This window comes from Boseongicola aestuarii, from assembly GCF_900184815.1.
GTDB classification, from domain to species: domain Bacteria; phylum Pseudomonadota; class Alphaproteobacteria; order Rhodobacterales; family Rhodobacteraceae; genus Boseongicola; species Boseongicola aestuarii.
In genome coordinates this window covers 116,248-138,319 of sequence record NZ_FXXQ01000010.1, presented here as the reverse complement: position 1 = coordinate 138,319, position 22,072 = coordinate 116,248, and the positions used below count along the sequence as shown (strand labels likewise).

The 22,072-nt window shown below is 60.3% G+C and carries 23 protein-coding genes and 1 riboswitch; of the genes, 8 read left to right on the top strand and 15 right to left on the bottom strand.

The window, feature by feature from the left end:
• Positions 1 to 108: 108 nt before the first annotated feature.
• From leuB to hppD, 6 genes are all read right to left on the bottom strand, one after another.
• Complete coding sequence (gene leuB, locus BOA8489_RS14590; RefSeq protein ID WP_093975034.1) at positions 109 to 1,215, bottom strand: 3-isopropylmalate dehydrogenase; 1,107 nt, start codon at positions 1,213 to 1,215, stop codon at positions 109 to 111.
• A 173-nt stretch (positions 1,216 to 1,388) separates the two neighbouring features.
• Entirely contained in the window at positions 1,389 to 2,270 is an 882-nt protein-coding gene (locus BOA8489_RS14585) for an endonuclease/exonuclease/phosphatase family protein (protein WP_306345766.1), read from the bottom strand.
• Between the two features lie 104 nt (positions 2,271 to 2,374).
• The gene (locus BOA8489_RS14580; protein WP_093975033.1) at positions 2,375 to 3,217 is read right to left on the bottom strand and encodes a hypothetical protein; all 843 of its coding nucleotides are present in this window, start codon (positions 3,215 to 3,217) and stop codon (positions 2,375 to 2,377) included.
• Positions 3,218 to 3,470: 253 nt separating this feature from the next.
• Positions 3,471 to 4,079 (bottom strand): 3-isopropylmalate dehydratase small subunit, encoded by a 609-nt coding sequence (gene leuD / locus BOA8489_RS14575; RefSeq protein WP_093975032.1) that lies wholly within the window; start codon positions 4,077 to 4,079, stop codon positions 3,471 to 3,473.
• Between the two features lie 115 nt (positions 4,080 to 4,194).
• On the bottom strand, positions 4,195 to 5,601 hold the full coding sequence (gene leuC / locus BOA8489_RS14570; protein ID WP_093975031.1) for a 3-isopropylmalate dehydratase large subunit: 1,407 nt from the start codon (positions 5,599 to 5,601) through the stop codon (positions 4,195 to 4,197).
• A 281-nt stretch (positions 5,602 to 5,882) separates the two neighbouring features.
• Entirely contained in the window at positions 5,883 to 6,968 is a 1,086-nt protein-coding gene (gene hppD, locus BOA8489_RS14560; RefSeq protein ID WP_093975029.1) for a 4-hydroxyphenylpyruvate dioxygenase, read from the bottom strand.
• A gap of 133 nt (positions 6,969 to 7,101) precedes the next feature.
• Here hppD and BOA8489_RS14555 point away from each other — a divergent pair, with 133 nt between their 5' ends.
• Together BOA8489_RS14555 and BOA8489_RS14550 are read left to right on the top strand one after the other, a co-directional pair.
• Positions 7,102 to 7,563: an Lrp/AsnC family transcriptional regulator gene (locus BOA8489_RS14555; protein WP_093975088.1), complete on the top strand. Its 462-nt coding sequence runs from the start codon at positions 7,102 to 7,104 to the stop codon at positions 7,561 to 7,563.
• A gap of 9 nt (positions 7,564 to 7,572) precedes the next feature.
• Entirely contained in the window at positions 7,573 to 9,579 is a 2,007-nt protein-coding gene (locus BOA8489_RS14550) for a cation:proton antiporter domain-containing protein (RefSeq protein ID WP_093975028.1), read from the top strand.
• Here the strand turns inward: BOA8489_RS14550 and BOA8489_RS14545 are convergent.
• From BOA8489_RS14545 to BOA8489_RS14530, 4 genes are read right to left on the bottom strand one after another with little or no spacing between them, the layout of a single operon-like run.
• Positions 9,576 to 10,490: a metal ABC transporter permease gene (locus BOA8489_RS14545; RefSeq protein WP_093975027.1), complete on the bottom strand. Its 915-nt coding sequence runs from the start codon at positions 10,488 to 10,490 to the stop codon at positions 9,576 to 9,578. The two genes, BOA8489_RS14550 and BOA8489_RS14545, sit on opposite strands and share 4 nt — an antisense overlap.
• Positions 10,487 to 11,692 (bottom strand): metal ABC transporter permease, encoded by a 1,206-nt coding sequence (locus BOA8489_RS14540; protein WP_093975026.1) that lies wholly within the window; start codon positions 11,690 to 11,692, stop codon positions 10,487 to 10,489. Before BOA8489_RS14540 ends, BOA8489_RS14545 begins: the two co-directional genes overlap by 4 nt.
• Before the next feature lie 4 nt (positions 11,693 to 11,696).
• Positions 11,697 to 12,497 (bottom strand): zinc ABC transporter ATP-binding protein AztA, encoded by an 801-nt coding sequence (aztA, locus tag BOA8489_RS14535; RefSeq protein WP_093975025.1) that lies wholly within the window; start codon positions 12,495 to 12,497, stop codon positions 11,697 to 11,699.
• A gap of 9 nt (positions 12,498 to 12,506) precedes the next feature.
• Positions 12,507 to 13,454: a metal ABC transporter solute-binding protein, Zn/Mn family gene (locus BOA8489_RS14530; RefSeq protein WP_093975024.1), complete on the bottom strand. Its 948-nt coding sequence runs from the start codon at positions 13,452 to 13,454 to the stop codon at positions 12,507 to 12,509.
• A gap of 195 nt (positions 13,455 to 13,649) precedes the next feature.
• Positions 13,650 to 13,852, top strand: a riboswitch (cobalamin riboswitch).
• Positions 13,853 to 13,900: 48 nt separating this feature from the next.
• Between BOA8489_RS14530 and BOA8489_RS14525 the strand changes: the two genes are divergently transcribed.
• From BOA8489_RS14525 to BOA8489_RS14510, 4 genes are read left to right on the top strand one after another with little or no spacing between them, the layout of a single operon-like run.
• Complete coding sequence (locus BOA8489_RS14525) at positions 13,901 to 15,025, top strand: FecCD family ABC transporter permease (protein WP_093975023.1); 1,125 nt, start codon at positions 13,901 to 13,903, stop codon at positions 15,023 to 15,025.
• Positions 15,022 to 15,777: an ABC transporter ATP-binding protein gene (locus tag BOA8489_RS14520; protein ID WP_093975022.1), complete on the top strand. Its 756-nt coding sequence runs from the start codon at positions 15,022 to 15,024 to the stop codon at positions 15,775 to 15,777. The genes BOA8489_RS14525 and BOA8489_RS14520 overlap by 4 nt, the downstream gene beginning before the upstream one ends.
• On the top strand, positions 15,774 to 16,574 hold the full coding sequence (locus tag BOA8489_RS14515) for a cobalamin-binding protein (RefSeq protein ID WP_093975021.1): 801 nt from the start codon (positions 15,774 to 15,776) through the stop codon (positions 16,572 to 16,574). Before BOA8489_RS14520 ends, BOA8489_RS14515 begins: the two co-directional genes overlap by 4 nt.
• Entirely contained in the window at positions 16,571 to 17,494 is a 924-nt protein-coding gene (locus BOA8489_RS14510; RefSeq protein ID WP_093975020.1) for a TonB family protein, read from the top strand. The genes BOA8489_RS14515 and BOA8489_RS14510 overlap by 4 nt, the downstream gene beginning before the upstream one ends.
• Here the strand turns inward: BOA8489_RS14510 and BOA8489_RS14505 are convergent.
• The 4 genes from BOA8489_RS14505 to BOA8489_RS14490 all read right to left on the bottom strand — a co-directional run bounded on the left by BOA8489_RS14505 (position 17,491) and on the right by BOA8489_RS14490 (position 19,648).
• Positions 17,491 to 17,673, bottom strand: a complete 183-nt coding sequence (locus BOA8489_RS14505) for a hypothetical protein (RefSeq protein WP_093975019.1) — start codon at positions 17,671 to 17,673, stop codon at positions 17,491 to 17,493. The two genes, BOA8489_RS14510 and BOA8489_RS14505, sit on opposite strands and share 4 nt — an antisense overlap.
• 1 nt (position 17,674) lies before the next feature.
• Positions 17,675 to 18,475 carry an ABC transporter substrate-binding protein gene (locus tag BOA8489_RS14500; protein WP_093975018.1) on the bottom strand — a complete coding sequence of 267 codons (801 nt, stop codon included), beginning with the start codon at positions 18,473 to 18,475 and terminating at the stop codon, positions 17,675 to 17,677.
• Complete coding sequence (locus tag BOA8489_RS20510; protein WP_176440321.1) at positions 18,472 to 18,630, bottom strand: hypothetical protein; 159 nt, start codon at positions 18,628 to 18,630, stop codon at positions 18,472 to 18,474. The genes BOA8489_RS14500 and BOA8489_RS20510 overlap by 4 nt, the downstream gene beginning before the upstream one ends.
• 82 nt (positions 18,631 to 18,712) lie before the next feature.
• Positions 18,713 to 19,648 carry a hypothetical protein gene (locus tag BOA8489_RS14490; RefSeq protein WP_093975016.1) on the bottom strand — a complete coding sequence of 312 codons (936 nt, stop codon included), beginning with the start codon at positions 19,646 to 19,648 and terminating at the stop codon, positions 18,713 to 18,715.
• Positions 19,649 to 19,955: 307 nt separating this feature from the next.
• On the opposite strand from BOA8489_RS14490, the gene BOA8489_RS14485 reads away from it, so the two are divergent.
• Positions 19,956 to 20,912: an NAD(P)-dependent oxidoreductase gene (locus BOA8489_RS14485; protein ID WP_093975015.1), complete on the top strand. Its 957-nt coding sequence runs from the start codon at positions 19,956 to 19,958 to the stop codon at positions 20,910 to 20,912.
• A 32-nt stretch (positions 20,913 to 20,944) separates the two neighbouring features.
• Positions 20,945 to 21,487, top strand: coding sequence for a pseudouridine synthase (locus BOA8489_RS14480; RefSeq protein WP_093975014.1), 543 nt, complete (start codon positions 20,945 to 20,947; stop codon positions 21,485 to 21,487).
• Between the two features lie 7 nt (positions 21,488 to 21,494).
• Here the strand turns inward: BOA8489_RS14480 and BOA8489_RS14475 are convergent, their stop codons facing one another.
• Entirely contained in the window at positions 21,495 to 22,001 is a 507-nt protein-coding gene (locus BOA8489_RS14475; RefSeq protein WP_093975013.1) for a hypothetical protein, read from the bottom strand.
• Positions 22,002 to 22,072 lie beyond the last annotated feature (71 nt).

Here is a 22,072-nt window from a genome sequence, read left to right as displayed (position 1 = left end):
TCGATCCTGCGGCAGGTATGCAAGACCTCGCGTTAAGGGGATGTTACGTCAAGTCGCCAATTGCAGATGGCAGCTATGACGCGGGCACAAGGCCCGCGTTGCCTGATATTATAGCGATGCGTCGAGTTTGGCGATGATCGCGGCACCCATCTCGCTGGTGGAGACAGGTGCGCGGCCTTCTTCGCCGATAAGGTCGGCAGTGCGCAGCCCGTCTGCCAGCACGGCTTCGACGGCCTGTTCGAGACGTGTCGCCTCGTCGCCCTTGTCAAAGCTGTAGCGCAGGGCCATCGCAAAGCTGAGGATACAGGCGATCGGGTTGGCTTTGCCCTGCCCCGTGATATCGGGTGCTGAGCCATGCACGGGCTCGTAGAGCGCCTTGGGACGCCCGTTGGCCGTTGGTGCGCCAAGCGAAGCGGATGGCAGCATGCCAAGCGATCCTGTGAGCATCGCGGCCAGATCGGACAGAAGGTCGCCAAAGAGGTTGTCGGTGACGATGACGTCGAACTGCTTGGGCCAGCGGGTCAGCTGCATCGCGCCTGCGTCGGCATACATGTGGCTGAGTTCCACGTCCGGGTATTCTGCGGCATGGATTTCGGTGACGACATCGCGCCACAGGACGCCCGATTCCATCACGTTTGCCTTTTCCATCGAGCAGACTTTGTTGTTGCGCTTGCGGGCCAGTTCAAAAGCGGAACGCGCGACGCGGGCGATCTCGCTTTCGGTGTACCGCTGGGTGTTGATGCCGACGCGCTCGTTGCCCTCTTTGTGGATGCCGCGCGGCTCGCCGAAGTAGACGCCCGAGGTCAGTTCGCGCACGATCATGATGTCGAGGCCGCCAACGACATCCGCCTTCAGGGACGAGAAATCTGCAAGTGCATCAAAGCATTGGGCGGGGCGAAGGTTAGCGTAGAGGTCCATTTCCTTGCGCAGGCGCAGAAGTCCGCGCTCGGGTTTGAGCGAGAAGTCGAGGTTGTCATAGGCCGGGCCACCCACAGCGCCGAGGAGCACGGCATCGGCAGCTTGCGCCTTGGCCATGGTTTCATCCGTGAGGGGTGTTCCGTGCGCGTCGTAGGCGCAACCGCCGACCAGATCCTCGCTGACATCGAAAGTCAGATCGCGTTTGGCGCCATACCAGTCGATGACTTTGCGCACTTCGGCCATCACTTCGGGGCCAATGCCGTCACCGGCAAGAATGAGGAGGGAAGGATTGGTCATTTTGATCTCCGACGTCAGGGTTTGAGGGGGCGTACTCCTGCCCTGCCGGAGCGTCAAGAAGCCTGTGGTATTTACAGCGGAAAGCGAAGGTTTTCAGCAGTCTGAGATGCAGACATCCAGCCAGACGAGGCGGTGTCGCGACGCGGTCGCGACATCCTGCCCGAGCGGGTCGGTCATGTCAGCGGGCCAGAGAAACTGACTGTCGATAACCCGCAGGTGGCGCGATGGCAGCGCAAGGGTGACACGCAGGTTGCCGGGGCGACCTGGGGCGTCTGGCCAGTCGACGGTATCGGTCGCGGCGGGGCCTTGTGGGTCAGGTTCGTGCCGCCATCCGTGGCGGCGGCGACGATCGCGCCCGGACTTTCTGGTGCTGGATCGAGAAGCATCAGGTGAGACATGAGGGCTTGGAGCGCAGCGGGACGACCGTCGCCGTCGATGGGATCGAGATTTGAGATGCCCGCCACGATAAAGGGAGCGTCGGGGAGTGTGCCAAGACTGCCGTCCAGCACTTTGAGCCAAAGCGCGGCCTCGTCGTGATTGCGCCGTCCGTTCAGGTCTTCGGGGCCGTCGAAAACCGGGGGTGTGGCGTGCCAGACAAGGAGGTTAAGTATCTGATTTTCTGCTACTTTCAGAGGCACAATCCAATATCCCGTGGTTGAAATGCGTTGTTGTGGGGCTGCCGCTTCGGGGGCGATCTGACCCTGAAGATCCTGCCACAGCATCGATGAGAAATCCTGGACGGCGGAGTTTTCAATCGGCCATTTCGACAGGATGGCAAGTCCGCCGTCGCCTGCAAACCGACCGTAGCCCTGGGCATCTTCAGGTTCTCCGAAACGACCATCGCGGTCGAGGTCATGGCCGGTCTGTACCCCACGGTTCGGGGCGAGAGCAAAGCGATGAGGATAGATTTCGAGGAGGTCGGCAAAGGCGTTCAGCGCCGCGAGGTTCGCGTCATAGTCGAAATCGGCAAGCACAATTGCATCCGCCCCCGCGCTTTTCACGACACGCAGGCTGGACCGAATCTGCGGATCATCGCCTTTTTCGATATCGCGCAACAAAAGTCCGGGACCGTCGCCGGACAGTTCGGTGTGATATACTGCAATTCTTAATGTTTCGGAAATCGCCGGTCCGCACAAAAGTCAAACCGCAAAGCAGAGGCTTAGGCGGGCAGCAATCCGTTGCCGGCTTCGTCGTCGATTTTGGTCTGGCGCCGCTTTTCGGTGATCATGCCCGCAATCCGTCCCATCGCGATACCGCGCATGAAAAGAGAAGCCGGTAAGAATGCCCATGCCGCCACCGTCCAGATTAACGTATGCGGGTTTTCAAGCGAGACAGAGCCAAACAGAGCCGTTGCCGATTTGATCACCGCTGGCGTCAGGAATGGCAGCAAAAACCCTAAGGCAATGTTAAAGCGCGCATCTCTTTCAAGGCGCTCGACCACGTCTCCGCCGGCCGTGGGGTCAAATGTCGGGAGGTTGACCCAGACGTTGAACGAGCCGTTTTTCAATGGCCAACGCCGCACACGTTGCAAAATGATGAAGATCGCAAGGGTGACTAGCGAGATCAGGTAACTGATACCGGCCGAATTGCGCACAAGTGCAATATGGTCGACCGATGTATCAGGCGGCAGCATCAAAACAACGAGGCGCACAGGAGAATATGGGAAGTCGATGACATCGCCGATGGATGCTCCGACGCCAGAAACGAAGGTGGTCAAACCCGACGGCTCAACCTGTCCGCGGGTCAAAAGTGCAAGTAAAACAACGGTCAAGAAGAGAGACATGAAGCGGATGCGGTTAAAGGGCGGTGCGTCGCGAAACTCAATGAGCCCCGGATAGGATGACGCATATTCGAAGAACGTAAGCCCTGCGCCAAAGATCGCCACAAGCATAACCATCTGTGCCGTATCGCTGGTCATGCCAGGCAACAACAGCGACGGCGTGGCCAAAAGAACCACGACCAGTAATGCACGGACGATTGCCCCTGTCAGCCGGATTATCACCGGAACTGCCCCTTATTCAGGCCTGATCCAACACTTAGGATCGGCTTTTTATTCTTTGTGTTCCGCCAATTATGACGGACTGCCTCAATTTTGCCCAATTTTTGCCTTCTTTCCCCAGATACGGCAACAACCCGTTAACCCTGATGGGAGTCTGAGGCATTTTCGTGGTGTGAATGGTGCGAGATTGCATCATTTTGGCATGAAAAAAGGGCCGCCCCGAAGGACGGCCCCATATTTTGTGGTTGATTTTGGCTTAGACCCAAGGACGCTCGGAAGAGGCCTTGGCTTCAAATGCGTCAATCGCGCTGGCAGCGGCTTCAATTGTGAGCCCGATATCGTCCAGACCATTCAAAAGACAGTGCTTGCGGAATGGATCAACATCGAAGGCGATCTCGCCACCATCGGGTCCTTTGATCGTCTGGCTTTCAAGATCGACGGTCAGCGTGGCATTGGCCCCGCGGGACGCATCATCCATCAGTTTGTCGACGTCTTCCTTGGGCAACACGATCGGCAGGATGCCGTTCTTGAAGCAGTTGTTGTAGAAGATGTCCGCAAAAGACGTTGAAATCACACAGCGAATTCCAAAGTCCAAGAGCGCCCAAGGGGCGTGCTCGCGGCTGGAACCGCAGCCGAAGTTATCGCCGGCGACAAGGATTTCCGCCTTGCGATAGGCCGGTTGATTAAGAACGAAATCTTCGATCTCGCTGCCTTCCCGATCAAAGCGCATCTCGTCGAAAAGGTTCGCGCCAAGGCCGGTGCGTTTGATTGTCTTCAGAAACTGCTTGGGGATGATCATATCGGTGTCGATATTCACCAGCGGCATTGGTGCTGCGATCCCGGTGAGGTTGGTAAATTTTTCCATTGTCTCGTCTCCTGACCTCAGTTGACCGGCATGTCGGTGCAACGTCGGTATTGCGTCGGTATTGCGTCGGTGCGACCGTGCGGGGGCTTAACCTCCTGTTCACGGTCGCCCGGCGTCACATCAGATCGCGCACATCGGTGAGCTTGCCGGTGATTGCGGCAGCGGCGGCCATGCCGGGTGACATGAGGTGCGTGCGGCCCTTGAAGCCCTGACGCCCTTCGAAGTTGCGGTTCGAAGTGGACGCACAGCGCTCCTCGGGAGCAAGCTGATCGGGGTTCATCGCAAGGCACATGGAGCATCCCGCAAGGCGCCACTCAAAGCCGGCCTCCTTGAAGATATCCGCCAGCCCCTCTTCCTCGGCTTGCGCGCGCACAAGACCTGAACCGGGAACGACCATCGCGCGCTTCACGGCAATCTTCTTGCCTTTGACGACTTCAGCCGCGGCACGCAGGTCTTCGATGCGACCATTGGTGCAAGAGCCGATGAAGACCGTGTCGATCTCGATGTCCGAGAGCTTCTGCCCGGGCGTCAGCCCCATATAATCGAGCGAGCGCTGCGCGGCGCCGACCTTGCCGCCTTTAAAACTGTCAGCCGACGGGACGACCCCGGTGATCGGCAGCACATCCTCAGGCGAGGTGCCCCATGTGACGACGGGGGCGATGTCTTCGCCTTTGATCGTAACAACCATGTCCCAATGCGCATCGTCATCAGAGAAGAGCGTCTTCCAATAGGCCAGCGCCGCCTCCCACTGAGCACCTTTCGGAGCATGTGGGCGGCCTTTCACGTAGTCGAACGTCTTCTCGTCCGGCGCAATGAGGCCCGCACGCGCGCCCCCTTCGATGGCCATGTTGCAGACCGTCATGCGGCCTTCCATCGACAGATCACGGATCGCTTCGCCGCAGTACTCGATGACGTAACCGGTTCCGCCGGCGGTGCCGGTCTTGCCGATGACCGAAAGCGTGATGTCTTTGGCGGTCACACCGGGGCGCAGTTTGCCGGTGATCTCGACCTTCATGTTCTTCGATTTCTTCTGGATCAACGTCTGCGTGGCCAGGACGTGCTCAACTTCGGATGTCCCGATGCCATGCGCCAGTGCACCGAACGCGCCATGGGTCGCCGTGTGGCTGTCGCCGCACACCACTGTCATGCCCGGCAGCGTCCAGCCCTGCTCGGGGCCAACGATGTGGACGATGCCCTGACGGATGTCGGACACCGGGTAATAGTGGATACCGAAGTCCTTGGCGTTCTTGTCCAAGGCTGCCACCTGAATGCGGCTGTCTTCCGGCATCTGGTCGGGATTATTTCGCCCCGCCGTCGTCGGCACATTGTGATCCGGAACCGCGATGGTCTTGTCCGGCGCGCGCACCGCGCGGCCTGCCATGCGCAGACCTTCAAAGGCCTGAGGCGACGTCACCTCGTGGACAAGGTGGCGGTCGATATACAGACGGCAGGTGCCGTCGTCGGCTTCGTGAGCGACATGGTCGTCCCATATCTTGTCATAGAGAGTGCGTGGGTTTGTCATTTGAAAAGTCCCTGAAATACATGAAAAGATGCGCGATACCGCGCCGAGCGGGCGTGGCTCAGGACAGGCGGGCCAGCACGGTCAGCGTCGCACCAAAGAACCGCTCTCTAAGGCGCGCGCGATCATCCATGTCAAAAATTCGCTTCATGAGCCTGTGAATACCGGGCTTCCACAGCCGGGGCAAGCGTCCACCATGCCCCTTCTTGTGTTCAAAAATATCCCGGGGGGTCCGGGGGGCAGCGCCCCCCGGCGGATCGCATCCCTGAAGGATGCGAAAAGCGTCAATACTCGCCCGACGCCATCTCTTCAGCTTCGATGCTCTCGAACAGCGCCTTGAAGTTCCCCTCTCCGAACCCGTCGTCGCCTTTTCTCTGTATGAACTCGAAGAAAATCGGCCCGATCACGGTCTTGGAAAAGATCTGCAACAAGATCTTCGTCTCGCCTCCGTCAACCACCCCTTCTCCGTCAATCAGGATGCCATGTCGTTTCATCTTTTCCAGCGGTTCGTCATGCCCCGGGATGCGCTTCAGACTGAGCTCGTAATACGAGCCCGGCGGCGGCGGCATGAAACGGATGCCGCGTGCATGGATCGCGTCCGTCGCCTCGTAGATGTCGCGCGCACCTACAGCGATATGCTGGATGCCTTCGCCGTTGTACTTCTTGAGGTAATTCACGATCTGCCCGGTCTCGCCGCGGTCTTCATTGATCGGAATGCGGATGCGGCCACAGGGCGAGGTCAAGGCACGGCTCAGCAAGCCGGTGAACCTTCCTTCAATATCGAAAAAGCGAATTTCACGAAAATTAAACAGATCTCCGTAAAAACGGAACCAGACGTCCATGTTTCCCTTGAATACATTGTGCGTGAGGTGGTCGAGATAATGAAATCCAACGCCGGCGGGATGGGCGTTGGTGATCCAGTTGAACTCGGCATTGTAAGGCGAGGTGTCGTAGTATTGGTCGATGAAATAGATCAGGCTTCCGCCAATGCCGATGATGGCGGGCACGTCCAGCGCCTTGCCGGGGCCGGTGTATTCCTTCGCACCTTTTGCCACTGCGTGTTTCAGAGCGTGATCCGCATCCACGACCCGCCAGCCCATCGACGGCGCACAGGGGCCGTGTTCTTCGATGAACCGCGCGGCATGTGTGTCGGGTTCGGCATTGATCAGATAGGTGATGTCGCCCTGCTGCCAGACCTCAATCGCTTTCGTGGCATGGGTTGCGACATGCGTGTACCCCATCTGGTCAAAGAGGTCGCGCAGGGCTTGCGGGTCGGGGTGGGCGAATTCGACGAATTCAAAACCGTCCGTCCCAGCCGGGTTCTCGGCTGTGATCTTGGCGCGGGGTGCATCGTGCGGGAACGGACCCATAAGGGCCTCCTATCTGTTCGCTTCGCCTCAAAAGTAAGCCAATTCATGCGCGAATTTTGCGCAAACTGGCGATCTTCTGTTGTTTATTTGCGAACTATTTGCGTCCTAAATGCATTTCCTGCAATATCACCGCATGACCAAGCTTGATGACATAGACCTGCGGTTGCTGACTGCGCTGCAAGAGGACGCCCATGCAACGGCGGATGCTCTTGGCACGGCGCTTGGGCTTTCGGCCAGTCAGATCGGACGGCGGCGGCAGCGGCTTGAGGTGGCGGGACTCATCGAAGGATACGTTGCCAAGCTTGACCCTGCCGCCCTTGGTCTGAGCGTGCAGGCCTTTGTGACCGTGCAGATGGCGACACATGCGCCCGACAAGGTGAAAACCTTCACAAGGATCGTGAAATTGCGTCCCGAGATCACCTCGGCGTGGACAATGACCGGTGATGCCGACTATCTGTTGCGTGTATATTGCATGGACCTCGCCGGTCTTAACGAATTGATTCATCAGGTTCTTCTGCCGCATCCGGCTGTAGCCCGCGTTCAAAGCCAGATCGTGATGGATCAGATGAAAACAGACGGCCCCCTGCCGATTTGAAGGAGACACATGGAAGGCTTTTTGTTTCAGGCGGTGATCTATTTGCTGGCAGCCGTTATCGCGGTGCCTTTGGCGGTGCGTCTCGGGCTTGGCTCGGTGCTTGGCTATCTCTTGGCCGGTATCGTGATCGGACCCATTCTGGGGCTGGTCGCCGATACCAAGGATCTGCAGCATTTCGCCGAGTTCGGTGTTGTTCTGATGCTGTTTCTCATCGGATTGGAGCTTAGTCCGCGCACTCTTTGGGACATGCGTCACAGGCTGGTCGGGCTTGGGGGCTTGCAGATTGTCGTCACGCTTGGCGCGGTGGCTTTCGGATGCGCTTATGTCTTTGGTCTGCCCTGGCAGGCGGCGGTCGCGGTGGGCATGATCATGTCGCTGTCGTCGACCGCGATCGTGTTGCAGACGCTGAGCGAAAAACAACTGATGCAGACTGGCGGCGGACGGGGTTCGTTTTCGGTTCTGCTCAGTCAGGACATCGCCGTCATCCCGATGCTGGCGTTCTTGCCGCTGCTGGCCATTGGCGGCATGACGAGTTTCGGGCCCGACGGTTCCATCACGCGCGCCGGAACCGAGGTCCAAGACGCGGATCACGGGGAAAGCCATGGTGCCGAATTTGCGGTGAACTTCCTTGCCGAACTGCCCGCGTGGGGCGTGACCTTGGTCACTGTGGCAGCAATTGCCGGGGTGATCTTGTTTGGTGTTTTTGCGACGCGGCCCCTGTTCAAATTCGTGCATTTCGCACGCCTGCGCGAGCTTTACACAGCCTTCGCTTTGCTGATCGTCGCGGGCATTGCGTTCCTGATGATCCTTGTGGGCTTGTCCCCGGCACTGGGGACCTTCCTTGCTGGCGTGGTTCTTGCGAACTCGGAGTTCCGGCACGAACTGGAAAGCGACATTGCACCGTTCAAGGGCCTGTTGCTAGGGCTGTTTTTCATTACGGTGGGTGCGGGTATCAACTTTGCGGTCTTCTTCCGCGATCCGTTCGAATTGCTTGGATTCACGCTGTTGATGATGGGTGGCAAGGGTCTGGTTCTTTACCTACTGGCTTTGATTTTCCGCATGAAGGGCCGCGACAAGTGGTTGTTCACCTTGGGTCTGGCGCAGGCTGGCGAGTTTGGGTTCGTTCTGATCTCGTTCTCGCTTCAGCAGAATGTATTCGGCGCAGCCCTTGGTGAAAGGCTGCTTTTGGTTGTCGCGCTTTCGATGTTGCTGACGCCATTGTTCTTCATCGCCTATGAGCAACTTTCCAAGCGCATGTCGGGGGATCATTCCGACACACCGCACGAAGATGAGATCGATGAGAAGCAGAAGATCATCATCGTCGGAATCGGGCGTTTTGGGCAGGTCGTGAACCGGCTTTTGATGCTGGCGGGGTTTCGGGCGGTGGTTCTGGACCACAATCTGGAGGCCATCAGCACCATGCGCCGTTTCGGGATCAAAGGCTTTTTCGGGGATCCGACAAGGCCTGATCTGTTGCATGCCGCCGGGCTGGAGGAAGCGAAGGTTCTGGTCGTGGCGATGGACGACAAGGAGGCGGCGGTGCGGCTGGTCAAATATGCGCGCTCGAAGCGGCCGGATCTGCATATCGTGGCGCGGGCGCATGACCGGGTACATACCTATCAGCTTTATCAGGCGGGCGCGGATGACATTGTGCGCGAGATGTTTGATTCGTCCTTGCGCGCCGGGCGGTATGTGCTTGAGAACATGGGGCTGACCGATATCGAAGCGTCCCGGATCGAGCATTTCTTTTACCGCAAGGATCGCGAGGGTTTGCGTGAGCTGGCGGGTCTTTGGAGAGCGGACACGCCGGTTGAGAAAAACGCAGAATACATCAAGCATGCGCGGGCTTTGAATGCCGAACTTGAGACGGCGCTGGTGTCACATCTGGACGAACATTCAATCTCGGATCTGGACATCGACGAGGTGACGCGGCGCTTGCCTCCGATCGCGTCGGACATGGCGGGATATGGAGACGATGAACCGGCGCGGGTCGACCGGCCCGGAGGGGCGCCTTAGGTCACCGCGCGCCGTCTTGGCCCGGCCACTGCGGTGATTGCAAGGATCACGCCGGATACGGTGGCGATCATTCCGGCCGCGCTGACAGCGTCTGTGCCGCCGATCCAAAGGGGTCCATAGCCTGCCAGAACAAAGCCGACAATCGCCGATGCCAGCGCGAAGCCAACGGACCAGGCTATCTGCGCGCCGAGGCGGTTGGTCATGAGGTGCGCCGCTGCCGGTGGGCAGATGAACATCGCGATGACGATGATCGAGCCGACCGCGTCAAAGGCGGCGACGGCGGCCAGCGCCGAAGCGATCACAAGGCCGAGCGAAATGACCGTGACGGGCAGACCGAGGGTGGCCGCGAAGCCTTCGTCGAAGGTCGAGATCGCCAGAGGGCGCCAGAAGACGGCCAGAAGCGTGATGATTATCACGACCACTGCGGCGATGCGGAACAGTTCGGGTGGCAGGCCTTTCAGGGCGTCGATCTCGAGCAGGGACCCCCACCCCGTGGCGTCGAGCCAGATCAGGCTTTCGAGGTTGCCATAGAGCGCGTGTTCCACATCGAGGTGGACGCCGGAGGTATCGGAGAGTTCAAGCAGCAGAACGCCTCCCGCAAACATGGCGGTGAACACGACACCCATCGCGGCACCCGCTTCGATACGCCCGAAGCAACGGATGCCTTCGATCATCGCGACAGCTGTGACAGCGGCGACAGCGGCGCCCAGCATCATCGCGGTGGCGCTGATGGCTCCGGTGAGGAGGAACGCGACGACGATACCAGGCAGGACGACGTGGCTTATGGCGTCGCCGATCAGGGCCTGGCGGCGCAGGATCAGGAAGTTACCCGGCAGAGCGCAGGCGACGGCGGCGAGACAGCCGATGATCAGTGGCGTAAGGCTGAGAGGGACGAATTCCGAGCCGCTCATGGGGTCACCCCGCGCGGGCCACCGATGCGGGTGTCCAGTTCGGCGATCTGGTCGGGCGTCAGGACGTCTTCGATTTGCGTGAGACCGTCGTAGCGGGCGGCGGCCATTTCAAGCGCCGGGTCCGAGCGCGCGGTTTCCCAGCGTTTTTCGTCCCGCAGAACGCGGGATGCGCGGGCGACACCGTCTGGGGTCGGCACTCCGTCGGCGCGTGCAAGGCCTTCGGCGCGCAGAAGGCGGATGGTCATGGGTTCGTAGATCGGCTGGCCCTGGGCGAGCGAAACGAGGCCCTGGCGGATGTGCACACCACGTTGGAAATTGCGGTGGTGGATGGCGCTGATAAGCAGACCTCGGGCCGGAGCGAAGAGCATCGATGCGGTGAAGATCGCAAAGGCGGTCAGGACGATGATCGGGCCGGTTGGAAGGTTTGGTGCGACGGCTGACGCCGAAGCGCCGATCCATGCGGACAGGCCTCCGAGACCGCCTGCGATGACGACGACACGGTCGGCGCGGTCGCTCCAGAAACGGGCGGCGACGGGCGGAATGATCAGGAGGGCGACGATCAGGATGAGGCCGACGATCTTCAGGCCGATGACGGTGACGCCCATAACGAGCCCCATCATAATGAGGTCGGTACGATCAAGGTTGATGCCGCTTGAGCGCGCGAATTCGGGGTCGAAGCTGGCCATCATCATCGGGCGGCGGAAGATCGCAACAAGGATCAGGGCGAGCGCGCCACCGCCCGCGATAAGGAGTGCGTCGGCGTAGAGCATCCCCGCGGTGGAGCCGAGGAGGAAGCCTTCGAGGCCTGCCTGACGGCCCGAGGACATGGTTTGTATGACAGTCAGGAGGACGATGCCGAAGCCGAAGAACACTGAGAGCACAGCGCCGATGGCGGCGTCTTCGGTGAGGCGCGTGCGCGACGAGAGCCACTGGACGGCGAAAAGGCCTAGGGCGGCACTGATGGCGGAGCCAAGGAGGAGGCCGGGGAGGTTTCGCCCGTCAAAGCCAAGCGTGACCATGACGATGAAGGCAAGTGCAACGCCCGGAAGGGTGGCGTGGCTGATCGCGTCGGAAACAAGTGCGCGTTTGCGAAAGAACAGGAAGCTGCCCGTGACGCCTGCCGCAATCCCGAGAAGCGTCGCACCAAAGGTCACGAGCGTGGCATTGTAGCCAAGCTGGAAGAACAACGCTTCGAGGAACATGGGGTTAGCCTGCGACCGCGGCGGGGTCGATCCGCGCTGTGGCGAGGCGACCACCGTAGGCCGCACCGAGGTTTTCGTCGGTGAAGGTTGTCGCGACGGGGCCTTCAGCGATTTTGCGGACGTTCAGGAGCAGAACGTTGTCGAAGTAGTCGGGCACCGTGGACAAGTCGTGGTGAACTGCGACCACCGTGCGGCCTTCGGCGCGCAGGGATTTCAGGACAGCGATGATCGCCTTTTCGGTGGCCGCATCGACGCCTGCAAAAGGTTCGTCGAGAAGGTAGAGGTCAGCGTCTTGAGCCAAAGCACGCGCGAGGAAGACGCGTTGTTGCTGGCCGCCGGAAAGCTGCCCGATCTGGCGGGAGGCGAAGTCGGTCATTCCGACGCGTTCGAGGCAGGCCATGGCGTGTTTGCGGTCGGCACCCGAGAGGCGGCCCAGAAGGCCGGTTTTGCGGAAGAGACCCATGAGAACCACGTCAATCACGCGGACAGGGAAATCCCAGTCTACGCTTGCGCGCTGTGGCACATAGGCGATCCGGTGCATTTCGTCGGCAACCGGACGGCCAAGGTGTGTGACCTGACCGGAAAGCGGTTTGATGATACCAAGAGCCGCTTTCAACATGGTGGATTTACCAGCGCCGTTGGGACCGACGATGGCCGTCAGCTTGCCGGGTTCGATTGTGGCGTCTACCGAGAAAACGGCAGGTTTCTGGTCATATGAAACCGTCAATCCACGGATCGCAAAAGGGCTTTGGCGCAAGGATTGCGCTTCGGCCCGGACGTTCTCTGCATTTGCGAGCTGTAACATCTGTGTTCCCTAGCTTCCTGCGCTCAAGCGGCCATTCAGGCCGCGCACAGGGGCATTGCCGCCCAGTGCGTTGGTAATTGTTGTGGCGTTGTGGTCGATCATGCCGACATAGGTGCCTTCGTAGGTGCCGGGCTGGCCCATCGCGTCGGAGAACAACTCGCCACCGATCTTGAGGGTATGGCCTTGGGCGGCAGCGCCTTCAATCAGAGCGCGGATCGAGCGATCGGAGACGGAGCTTTCGACGAAGACCGCGCCAATCCTGCGCGTGACGATCATATCGACAAGCTCGCTGATGCGGTTCACGCCCGCTTCGCTTTCAGTCGAGATGCCCTGAATGCCTGTCACCTCGAAGCCGTAGGCACGTCCGAAGTAGTTGAAGGCGTCATGGGCGGTGATGAGAACGCGGGCATCGGGCGGGATGCTTTCCAGTGAAGTTTCCGTATAGGCCGCAAGCCCGGTCAACTCAGCGATGTACGCATCAGCGTTTGTCGTGAAGGTCGCAGCCTTGTCCGGCGCGGCTTCGATCATCGCATCGCGCACGGCGGCGACGGCGTATTTCCAAAGGCTTGGATCCATCCAGACGTGCGGATCAAAACGGTCGGCGTAGTCATCGTGGCTGACGAGGTTATCGGCAGGCACCGCCGTTGCGACTGAACGGACGGGAGTTTTGCGACCCAGATCGGCAAGGAAATCTTCCATCTGCGCTTCGAGATAGAGGCCGTTCCAAAGCACGAGATCAGCCCGCGCCATAGCAAGGATATCGGTGCGGGTCTGGCGGTACGCATGCGGATCGACACCCGGCCCCATCAGGGCTTTGACGTGGACCAGATCACCGCCCACGCGGGTCGCCGTGTCGGCGATCATGCCCGTGGTTGCCACAACATTCAGCGTCGCGGACTGCGCAAACGCCTGCAGTGGCAGGCTTGCGGCGACAAAAACGCCTCCGATTGCTGTCATGAACTGTCGTCTTTGCACGTGTCGTCCTCGTATTCAGGTTTTGAAAATGAGAATAATTCGCAGTCACATATACTAAATGAGAACAATTCGCAAGAAGTCAAGGATCCGGGCAAAAGATATTCTTGCAGGACGTGTCGCAGATGACCTCTTGAGTGGCGGGCGTGGGCTTGACTCTGAAGGGCTGAAGCCGTCATGCAGAGTGTTGATAGCTTCGGTTCCGGCGGGTGACTGCCGGGCAAAAGGGAACGCGGTGCGGGCTTTGGCCTTATTCCGTGACTGCCCCCGCAACTGTAAGCGGCGAGCGACGGCTGAGCGCGCCACTGGACGTAACGTCTGGGAAGGCAGGCCCGAGCTACGACCCGCGAAGTCAGGAGACCTGCCGAGGCGTTCACCCAGTTCGGGGCGCGGGGCGCGTGTACGGACTACGGTTTCTCCGGCGTGGTGGCATGAGTTCGCCGTCCGGGGTGTGTTTGCATTTCGGACATTTGGAAGAGACGTGGCGACCCGGCACAGGGTCGTTTTGGGGGTCGGCCTTGGCTGTGGCAGACGAAACAACCGGCCGTTCAGGGGCCTCGCGGAATGCGGGGGGCTTTATTGTGGTGTCGGGCCTTTGCGCTCTGGTGGTTTTTGCGTTCGCGATATCGCTGATCACCGGGCCTTCGGGGATGACTGCATCACGGGCTTTGTCGGCGCTGTTTTTCGACAGTGCAGGTCCTGAGACCGTCGTGATGCGCGAGATTCGCCTGCCCCGCGCGGTACTGGGGGCATTTGTCGGGGCGGCTTTGGGGCTTTCAGGGGCCGCGATGCAGGGATTGCTGCGCAATCCGCTGGCCGAGCCGGGGTTGATCGGCGTTTCGGCGACGGCGGCATTGGGAGCGGTGATTGCATTGCAAACCGGATTGGCGGCGGCGTTTGCTTTGGCGTTGCCTTTGTTTGCTTTGGTGGGTGCCGGTATCGCGGTTGGTTTGCTGCTGTTGTTGGCGGGGCCTCGGGGGACGTCATTGGTGTTGATCCTCGCGGGGATTGCAATTTCGGCTTTGGCGGCGGCAGGAACGTCGTTGGTTTTGAATTTGTCGCCAAACCCCTTCGCGGCGAGCGAGATCGTGTTCTGGCTGATGGGGTCTCTGGCGGATCGAAGCTGGACGCATGTCTGGTTGGCGGCTCCGCTGATCGCATTGGGTGGCGGGGTATTGTTTTTGACCGGACGCGGTTTGGACGCCCTGACCTTGGGCGAGGACGCCGCGGAGGCCTTGGGGGTTCGTATTGCGCGCCTTCGGTTGATGGTCGTTGCGGGAACGGCATTGGCGGTGGGGGCCGCGACGGCTGTGACGGGTGCGATCGGGTTCGTCGGTTTGGTCGTGCCGCATATCCTGCGCCCTCTGACGGGCGGGCTGCCGTCGCGTTTGCTGCCTGCTTCGGCCTTGGGCGGCGCCGCGATGGTTCTGTTGGCGGATAGTGCAGCCCAGGGATTGCTGCCGGACCGGGACCTGAAGCTTGGCGTTTTGACAGCGTTCATCGGCGCGCCGGTGTTTTTGCACTTGATATTCCGCACGCGGAGGGCTGGGGTATGAGCCTTTTGACGCTGGAGGGTTTGACGGTGCTGCGGGGCGGGAGTCTGGTGGTAGACGGCGTATCTTTAGAGATTGGCCCGAGCGAGGTCGTTGGGCTGATCGGGCCAAATGGAGCGGGCAAGACGACACTTATGCGGGGCGCTCTGGGGCTTTTGACGGCGTCGGGGATGTCGTCTCTGACCGCCCTGCCCGCGCGTGACCGCGCAAAGGCGGCGGCTTGGTTGCCGCAAGCGCGCGAGATTGCATGGCCTGTCACCGTCGAAACTTTGGTCGGACTTGGGCGGTCACCTTATCTGGCAGGCGGTCGGAAGTTGTCGGAGGCGGATCATGCTGCGGTCGCGCGGGCGTTGGCGCAGATGGGGTTGACGGACTTCGCGCAGCGCGATGCGACGGCATTGTCGGGCGGTGAGCAGGCGCGTGTTCTGATTGCGCGGGTCCTGGCGCAGGAAACGCCTTTGATTGTGGCGGATGAGCCTGTCGCTGGTCTCGATCCGGCTCATCAGTTCAGCCTGATGCAGGTCTTTCTGACCTTGGCATCGCAGGGCAAGTCGGTGCTGGTATCGATGCATGATCTGGGATTGGCGGCGCGGCATTGCTCGCGGTTGGTGATGATCCATCGCGGCCGGTTGGTGGCGGATGGTGCGCCTCGTGAGGTGCTGCGCGAGGATTTGCTGCGGGACGTGTTTCAGGTCTCTGGACGTTGGGATGGCGACGCGTTCCACGTGACCAATGCCTTGGAGGGCGCGGCATGATGGGGCCGCAGCGCATCGTTTGTCTGACCGAGGAGACGGTTGAGACGCTTTATCTTCTGGGCGCTGAAGATCGCATTGTCGGGGTGACCGGCTATGCCGTACGACCCGCCCGCGTGCGGCGCGAGAAGCCTCGGGTCGGGGCGTTCACCTCGGCAGATGTGCCGAAAATCCTGGCGCTGGAACCGGATTTGGTGCTGACCTTTTCAGATTTGCAGGCCGACATTGCTGCGGACCTGATCCGGGCGGGCGTGGCGGTGCATGCGTTCAACCAACGCTCGGTCCCGGGCATTTTCGAGATGATCTCGATGCTGGGGGCATTGGTTGGCCGGGGGCCTGAAGCCCAGGCTTTGAATGATGAATTGCGCACAAATATTGATGGGGTCCGGCGCGCTGCCGAGGGGCGACTGCGGCCTCGGGTCTACTTTGAGGAATGGGATGAGCCGCCGATTGCTGGGATCGCCTGGGCGTCGGAGTTGATCGAGATTGCGGGCGGAGTGGATGTGTTTGCGGATCGGGCGACCTCGCAAGGGGCGAAGGGGCGGATCCTTGATGGGACGCAGGTGATCGCGGCGCGTCCCGATCTGATTATCGCCAGTTGGTGCGGCAAGAAGGTGCGCCCCGAGAAGATCGCCGCACGCCCCGGTTGGGCGGATATTCCGGCTGTTGCACGGGGTCGGATTGTTGAGGTGAAGTCGCCTCTGGTGCTGGCGCCTGGGCCTGCGGCTTTGAGTGACGGTTTGGCAGCGATTGCGGTGGCTATCCGGGAAACTGCGGACGCGATGGAGGCCGTGGCATGATGGGGCGGCTGGATTTCCTTGTGGCGTTCGGACTGGCGGCGGGCGTGCATGTGGCGGGCTTTGGGTATTTCGCGGCAACGGGTGGATTTGAAGGTACTGGCGCTGAGGGGCGCGCCGCGCTGAGCTTGCAGGCGGCATCACCCGGCGTTGCCGATCTGGTTGCAGAGTGGGAGGCCGTGCCGGAGGTGTCACAGGTCAGCCAGTCGCCTGAGGCACCGGTTTCCGAGCCAGCGTTTACCAAGGTGAATGTCTGGTCGGATTCGCCCGTCGATGTCTCGGTTTCAAAGCTGGGAGAGGGTCCGCAGATTTTGACGGCGCCGGTGGTTTCCGCCGCACGTAGTCCGGTGTTGGCTGCGGTTCAGGTCCCTGCCCCGCGCGAACCGGATGCGGGGCGTGACATTGAAATTGCGCGGGTGATTGCTCCGGCGATGCCAGAGGCACCGCCATCTGCCCCCGCATTTGAAGCGCCGGAGGAGGCTGTGACCGCAGCCCTGACAACGCCACGCCCGATCGCCCGGCCCGTTCGTCGCGAAACGGCACCGACGGCCGCGATTGTGGCGCGGGGCACTGGGGGCGGGGTCAGCGCGGGAAACCTTGGTGCCACACAAGTTGTGGCGACGCTTTCTCCGGCGGCGTGGCAGGCGGCGCAGGCCGCCTGGGCGAGCAAGATCCAGAGTCGGATTGCGCGGCATCAGAGTTATCCGCGCGGCGCGCGTGGCGAGGGCCGCGTGCGTTTGCAGATGGATATTCTGGCGGATGGGCGCTTGGGCGGCGTGCGCATCGATCGCTCAAGCGGTGTTGCGGCGTTTGACACGGCGGCCCTACGCGCGGCGGAGGCCGCAGCACCCTTCCCACCTGCTCCGGACGGGTTGCAACGTGCGCGATATGCTTTCGCGCAATGGGTGAATTTCTCGCGCTAGCGGCGTGCGGGGCGTGGGCCGACAAGATACCACGCCACAAAGCCAAGGACCGGGATCAGCAGAACCACCGCCCAGAGCGCCAGTCGGGAAAGTCCGGGGCGCGTGTCGTAAACGCCCATGAAGACCCAGATGTTGACCGCCCAGGCAAACAGCAGAGCGACCCCGAGATATTGCTCCATGTCAGCGGTCCTTTGCGTTTGGCGTGAAAAGCGTTTCGCCGGCGATTTCATAGGTACCGATAAGGGCTTGGCCTTTTGGAGAGACCAACCAGTCCTCAAGCGCGCGCGCGCCGCTGTGGTTTACATGGCCGTGGCGCGCGGGGTTTATGGGCAGATAGGCGTATTGGTTCTGAAGCGCGTCGTCTCCGGAGAACTGGATTGCGAGACCGTCCTTGTTGCCGAAATTCAGCCAGCTTGCGCGATCACTGAGCGTGTAGGCCTGCATCGCGACGGCGGTATTGAGCGTAGCACCCATGCCGGAACCGAGAGCGCGGTACCATGACTGCATGGGGGTGATATTGGCTTGTTCCCAGAGGGCCAGCTCGCGTTTGTGGGTGCCGCTGTCGTCACCGCGACTGGCGAATAGCGCTTGGGCTTCGGCGATGCTTGAGAGGGCCTCGGCGGCGGTGGAGGCGGATTTGACATGGGCCGGATCGTCGGTCGGCCCAAGAATGACGAAGTCGTTGAACATGATCTCGCGCCGGTGTGTGGCGTAGCCCTGAGCGACGAATGCCTCTTCGGCGGCGCGGGCGTGGACGAGGATGGCATCGACATCTCCAGCTTCGCCCAGGCGGATCGCCTGTCCTGTGCCGACCACCAGAAGCTGGACGTCCAGGCCGGTGTCGGCGGCGATTTCGGGCAACAGGACGTCACTGAGGCCGGAGTTCTGAAACGACGTCGTGACTGCGAGCCGCAGGGGCTCGGCCTGTGCCGTAAGGGCGATGCAACAGGCCGTGAGCACGGCGATCAAGCGAGCGATCATTCGACGATGTCTCCTTTCAGAAAGGCCTGGGCCGCGGCAGTCTCGGGGACAGCAGAGAAGTCGGCAGCAGCCGCGGATTCGACGTTTTTTCCGTTTAACAGAAAGTTGGCATGGGCGGCAATCAGGCGGGCCCGCCCAAGATCATGGGTGGCCATGACAAGTTTTGTGTCTTGGGTCCGGGGCGATTGGAGGGTTTCGCCTGCCACGGAATGAATGGGCCGAAAGGCTATTGCGACGTCAAGTCCGGCGCGCTTTTTCGAAACGCCATGCGCGTTTGTGTTCATCAAGCGATTTTCGGAAATCGCCAAGGTCTTCATAGACCCCCGCCAGAGCGAGCGCGAAATCGCGGCTCCAGAGATCGTAGCCCATTTCCTTGGCGATCTGTGCGCCGAACCGATTGAGGTCACGGGCGCGTTCAAGGTCGTGTCGCGCGTGTTCAAGCGCGGCGTGGCGTTGAATGATTTGGCACTGGGCTCGAAAATCGCGATCTTCGATTGCAATACCGAGGCCGTCCGTGAAGGCGTTTTCGGCTGCCGTGAAGTCACCAAGCGCCATCTGACAGGCCCCGAGCACTTCTTGTGCATAGGGCAAAACCACGCGATTGGCGTGTTTATGGCATAGCTCAAGCGAAGTTTTCGCGTGTTGCAATCCCTTTTCGACCACGTCGTCGCGCATCATGCCGCGGGCGATATTATGTTCGACTCGCGCCAGTTCCTGACCAGTGGCAAGGTCGCGGGCGAGGCCAAGAGTAAGACCGGACCGCGCACTGTCGCCCTTGTATCGCTGAATTGTCGCTCTGGTCGTCAGAAGGTCGATGTAGGCTTCGATGTGCTCATCGGGATTGACCAGCCCAAGACCACGTTTAACGGCGCTTGCGGCAAGATCGAGGCGATTGCGAGAGTAATGGAGGACGCCGAGGATCGAGTAGCCATGAGCACGTGACTCGGGGTGATGGATTTCGCTCAGGCAGTTTTCACAATCGAGGCAATAAGCCATCGAGGCATCGATTTCGCCGCGCCATTTCGCCTGCCATGCCAGAGTGAGATATGCAAACCCCCGCGGGACTTTCATGGTTTCGCCGGGGGCTTCGCAGGCCGTCCTGAGCGCCGCTTTGGCATAGGCTTCGCTTTTTTCGCGCGAGGACCAGCGACAGCGCCACGCGACGCGATTCAATAGGGCCGGATCCCCTTGAGGTAACACATCCGATGCCAGGGCCGGCATGGTCAATGGGCCGCTCGCACGGGTGGAATATCACACATAGATCGCAAAGGACTTCTCAAAAAAGGTATAAGAATCGGAATGTTTTAGCCGGATTGCACTGACACACCAAATACAAAATCGGAACGCGCCCTTTGGTTTTCATTTAATATGCATTGTCCGGAAAGCGTCGCAACAAGCGGTGCCGTGCCGCAAACGGGCGCGATTGACGGCGGCTGCTGGGACAATCGTGCAGGAAACGCTCATTTTGGGGATTATGTGAATGAAGGTCGGGTTTATTGGTTTGGGAAACGTGGGCGGCAAGCTTGCGGGAAGTCTGTTGCGCAACGGGTTCGATTTGACGGTGCGCGATCTGGACCCGACGCTGGCGGAGCCGTTCCTGGCAAAGGGTGCACATTGGGCCGAAAGTGCCGCTGAATTGACCAAAGCCGTGGACCTGGTGGTGACCTGTCTGCCCTCGCCCGCCGCTTGTTCGGCCGTGATGGAAGGCGATAAGGGGATCCTTGAAGCGATGGTTCCCGGCAAGATCTGGGCCGAGATGTCGACCACCGATGCGGATGAAATGGCGCGGCTTGCCAAACTGGTTCAGGCCAAGGGCGCGGCGGCAATCGAGTGTCCTGTGTCGGGGGGCTGTCATCGCGCGGCCACGGGGAATATCTCGATCTTCGCAGGCTGCGATCGCGAGACGTTCGAACGGATGCTGCCGATCCTGACCACACTGGGGCGACGGGTCTTGCACACGGGGCCTATCGGGTCCGCCTCGACGTTGAAGGTGATGACGAACTATCTGGCCACCGCGAACCTTTTGACGGTTTGCGAGGCAATGGTGACGATGAAGGCGGCGGGTTTGGACCTTGCGACGACTTATGAGGCGATCCGTATCTCGTCCGGCACGTCCTTCGTGCATGAGACGGAAAGTCAGGTGATCCTGAATGGCTCGCGGACGATCGATTTCACGATGGACCTGGTGCTGAAGGACATCGGTTTGTTCCAGAAAATTGCCGAAGAAGAAGGCGTGCCTTTGGAAATTTCACCCCTGCTGATCGAGATATTCAAAGACGGTCAGGCACGCTATGGCGCGCGGGCGCAATCGGACGACATTATCCGCAGGCTGGAAGAAGCGACGGGACTGGATATCACGGCACCGGGCTTTCCCGCCGAGATGGTGGATGATGAGCCGGAAGAACCCGGCTATGAGGTAGTTGTGAAACGCGCTTGATTGTCGGGTTTCATTGACGATAGCCCAAGGGCATGGCCGGTCTGATCCTTTTCAACAAACCTTTTGGGGTTCTTTCGCAATTCACGGATGCCAAGTTCCCGACCGAGCGCGCGACCCTGTCAGGTTTTGGGCTGCCTCCCGGTGTCTATGCGGCGGGGCGGCTGGATCGCGACAGCGAGGGGCTTCTGGTCTTGACCGATGATGGTCGGTTGCAGGCGCGGATTTCCAGTCCCAAGGCCAAAACGGAGAAGGTGTATCTTGTGCAGGTCGAAGGCGATCCTGGTGAAGCTGACCTCGAGCCGTTGCGAAAAGGTGTTGTGCTGAAGGACGGGAGGACGCGGCCTGCGAAAGTGCGATTGATCGACCCGCCCCGTCTGTGGGAGCGTGATCCCCCTGTTCGCTTTCGCAAGTCCATTCCAGACACCTGGCTGGAAGTTGCTATTTCCGAGGGTCGCAACCGACAAGTAAGACGAATGACGGCACATATCGGTTTTCCGACGTTGCGCCTGGTGCGCTGGCGCGTGGGCGCGTGTTCGGTTGATGGGCTGGCACCGGGGGAATGGCGCGCCGCTTAGACAGACATCAGGAGTCGCAGGATGACCAACTGATCGTAGCTCTGGCGCTTGCATCGAACACAGCATTCCTGGTTTCGTCGCCCATTTGAACCGAGACCGCCGCTCCCGCGATTTCACTTCCCGAGACGGTGATCTCTCGCCCGCCCAAAGTATCATCGACATCAATGGTGAAAGCAAAAGAAGCGCCCGAAGGCAGCGAAGCAAGGTCAATGGCAACCCTTTGTTCTCCATCCAGAACAGTTGAAGTGCGCACCAGAAGCTCAATACCTTCAACCACCTCAAGCGGCTGGAAAACCTCGACGCCCGCGCCGCCATCTGAAACATCGAACACCAACTTCCCGGTCGATCCCACAAGGTCAAGATCGATCGCAACTGGCCCCTGGGCGCACAGATCTTCACTTGCGGAAAAGGTGAACCGGTCCTTTGGTGCGCCTTCGATGAAACGGACCTCCAGATCAGCGAAAGCAGGTGTCCCCGACAGCAAAAGAGACACCACCGCTATTTTCGACATCATTATCCTGATCCTTTTTACCTCCCGTCGGACCTGTAGCCCAATCCATCTGGGTCAACCGCGAGATTGCATTT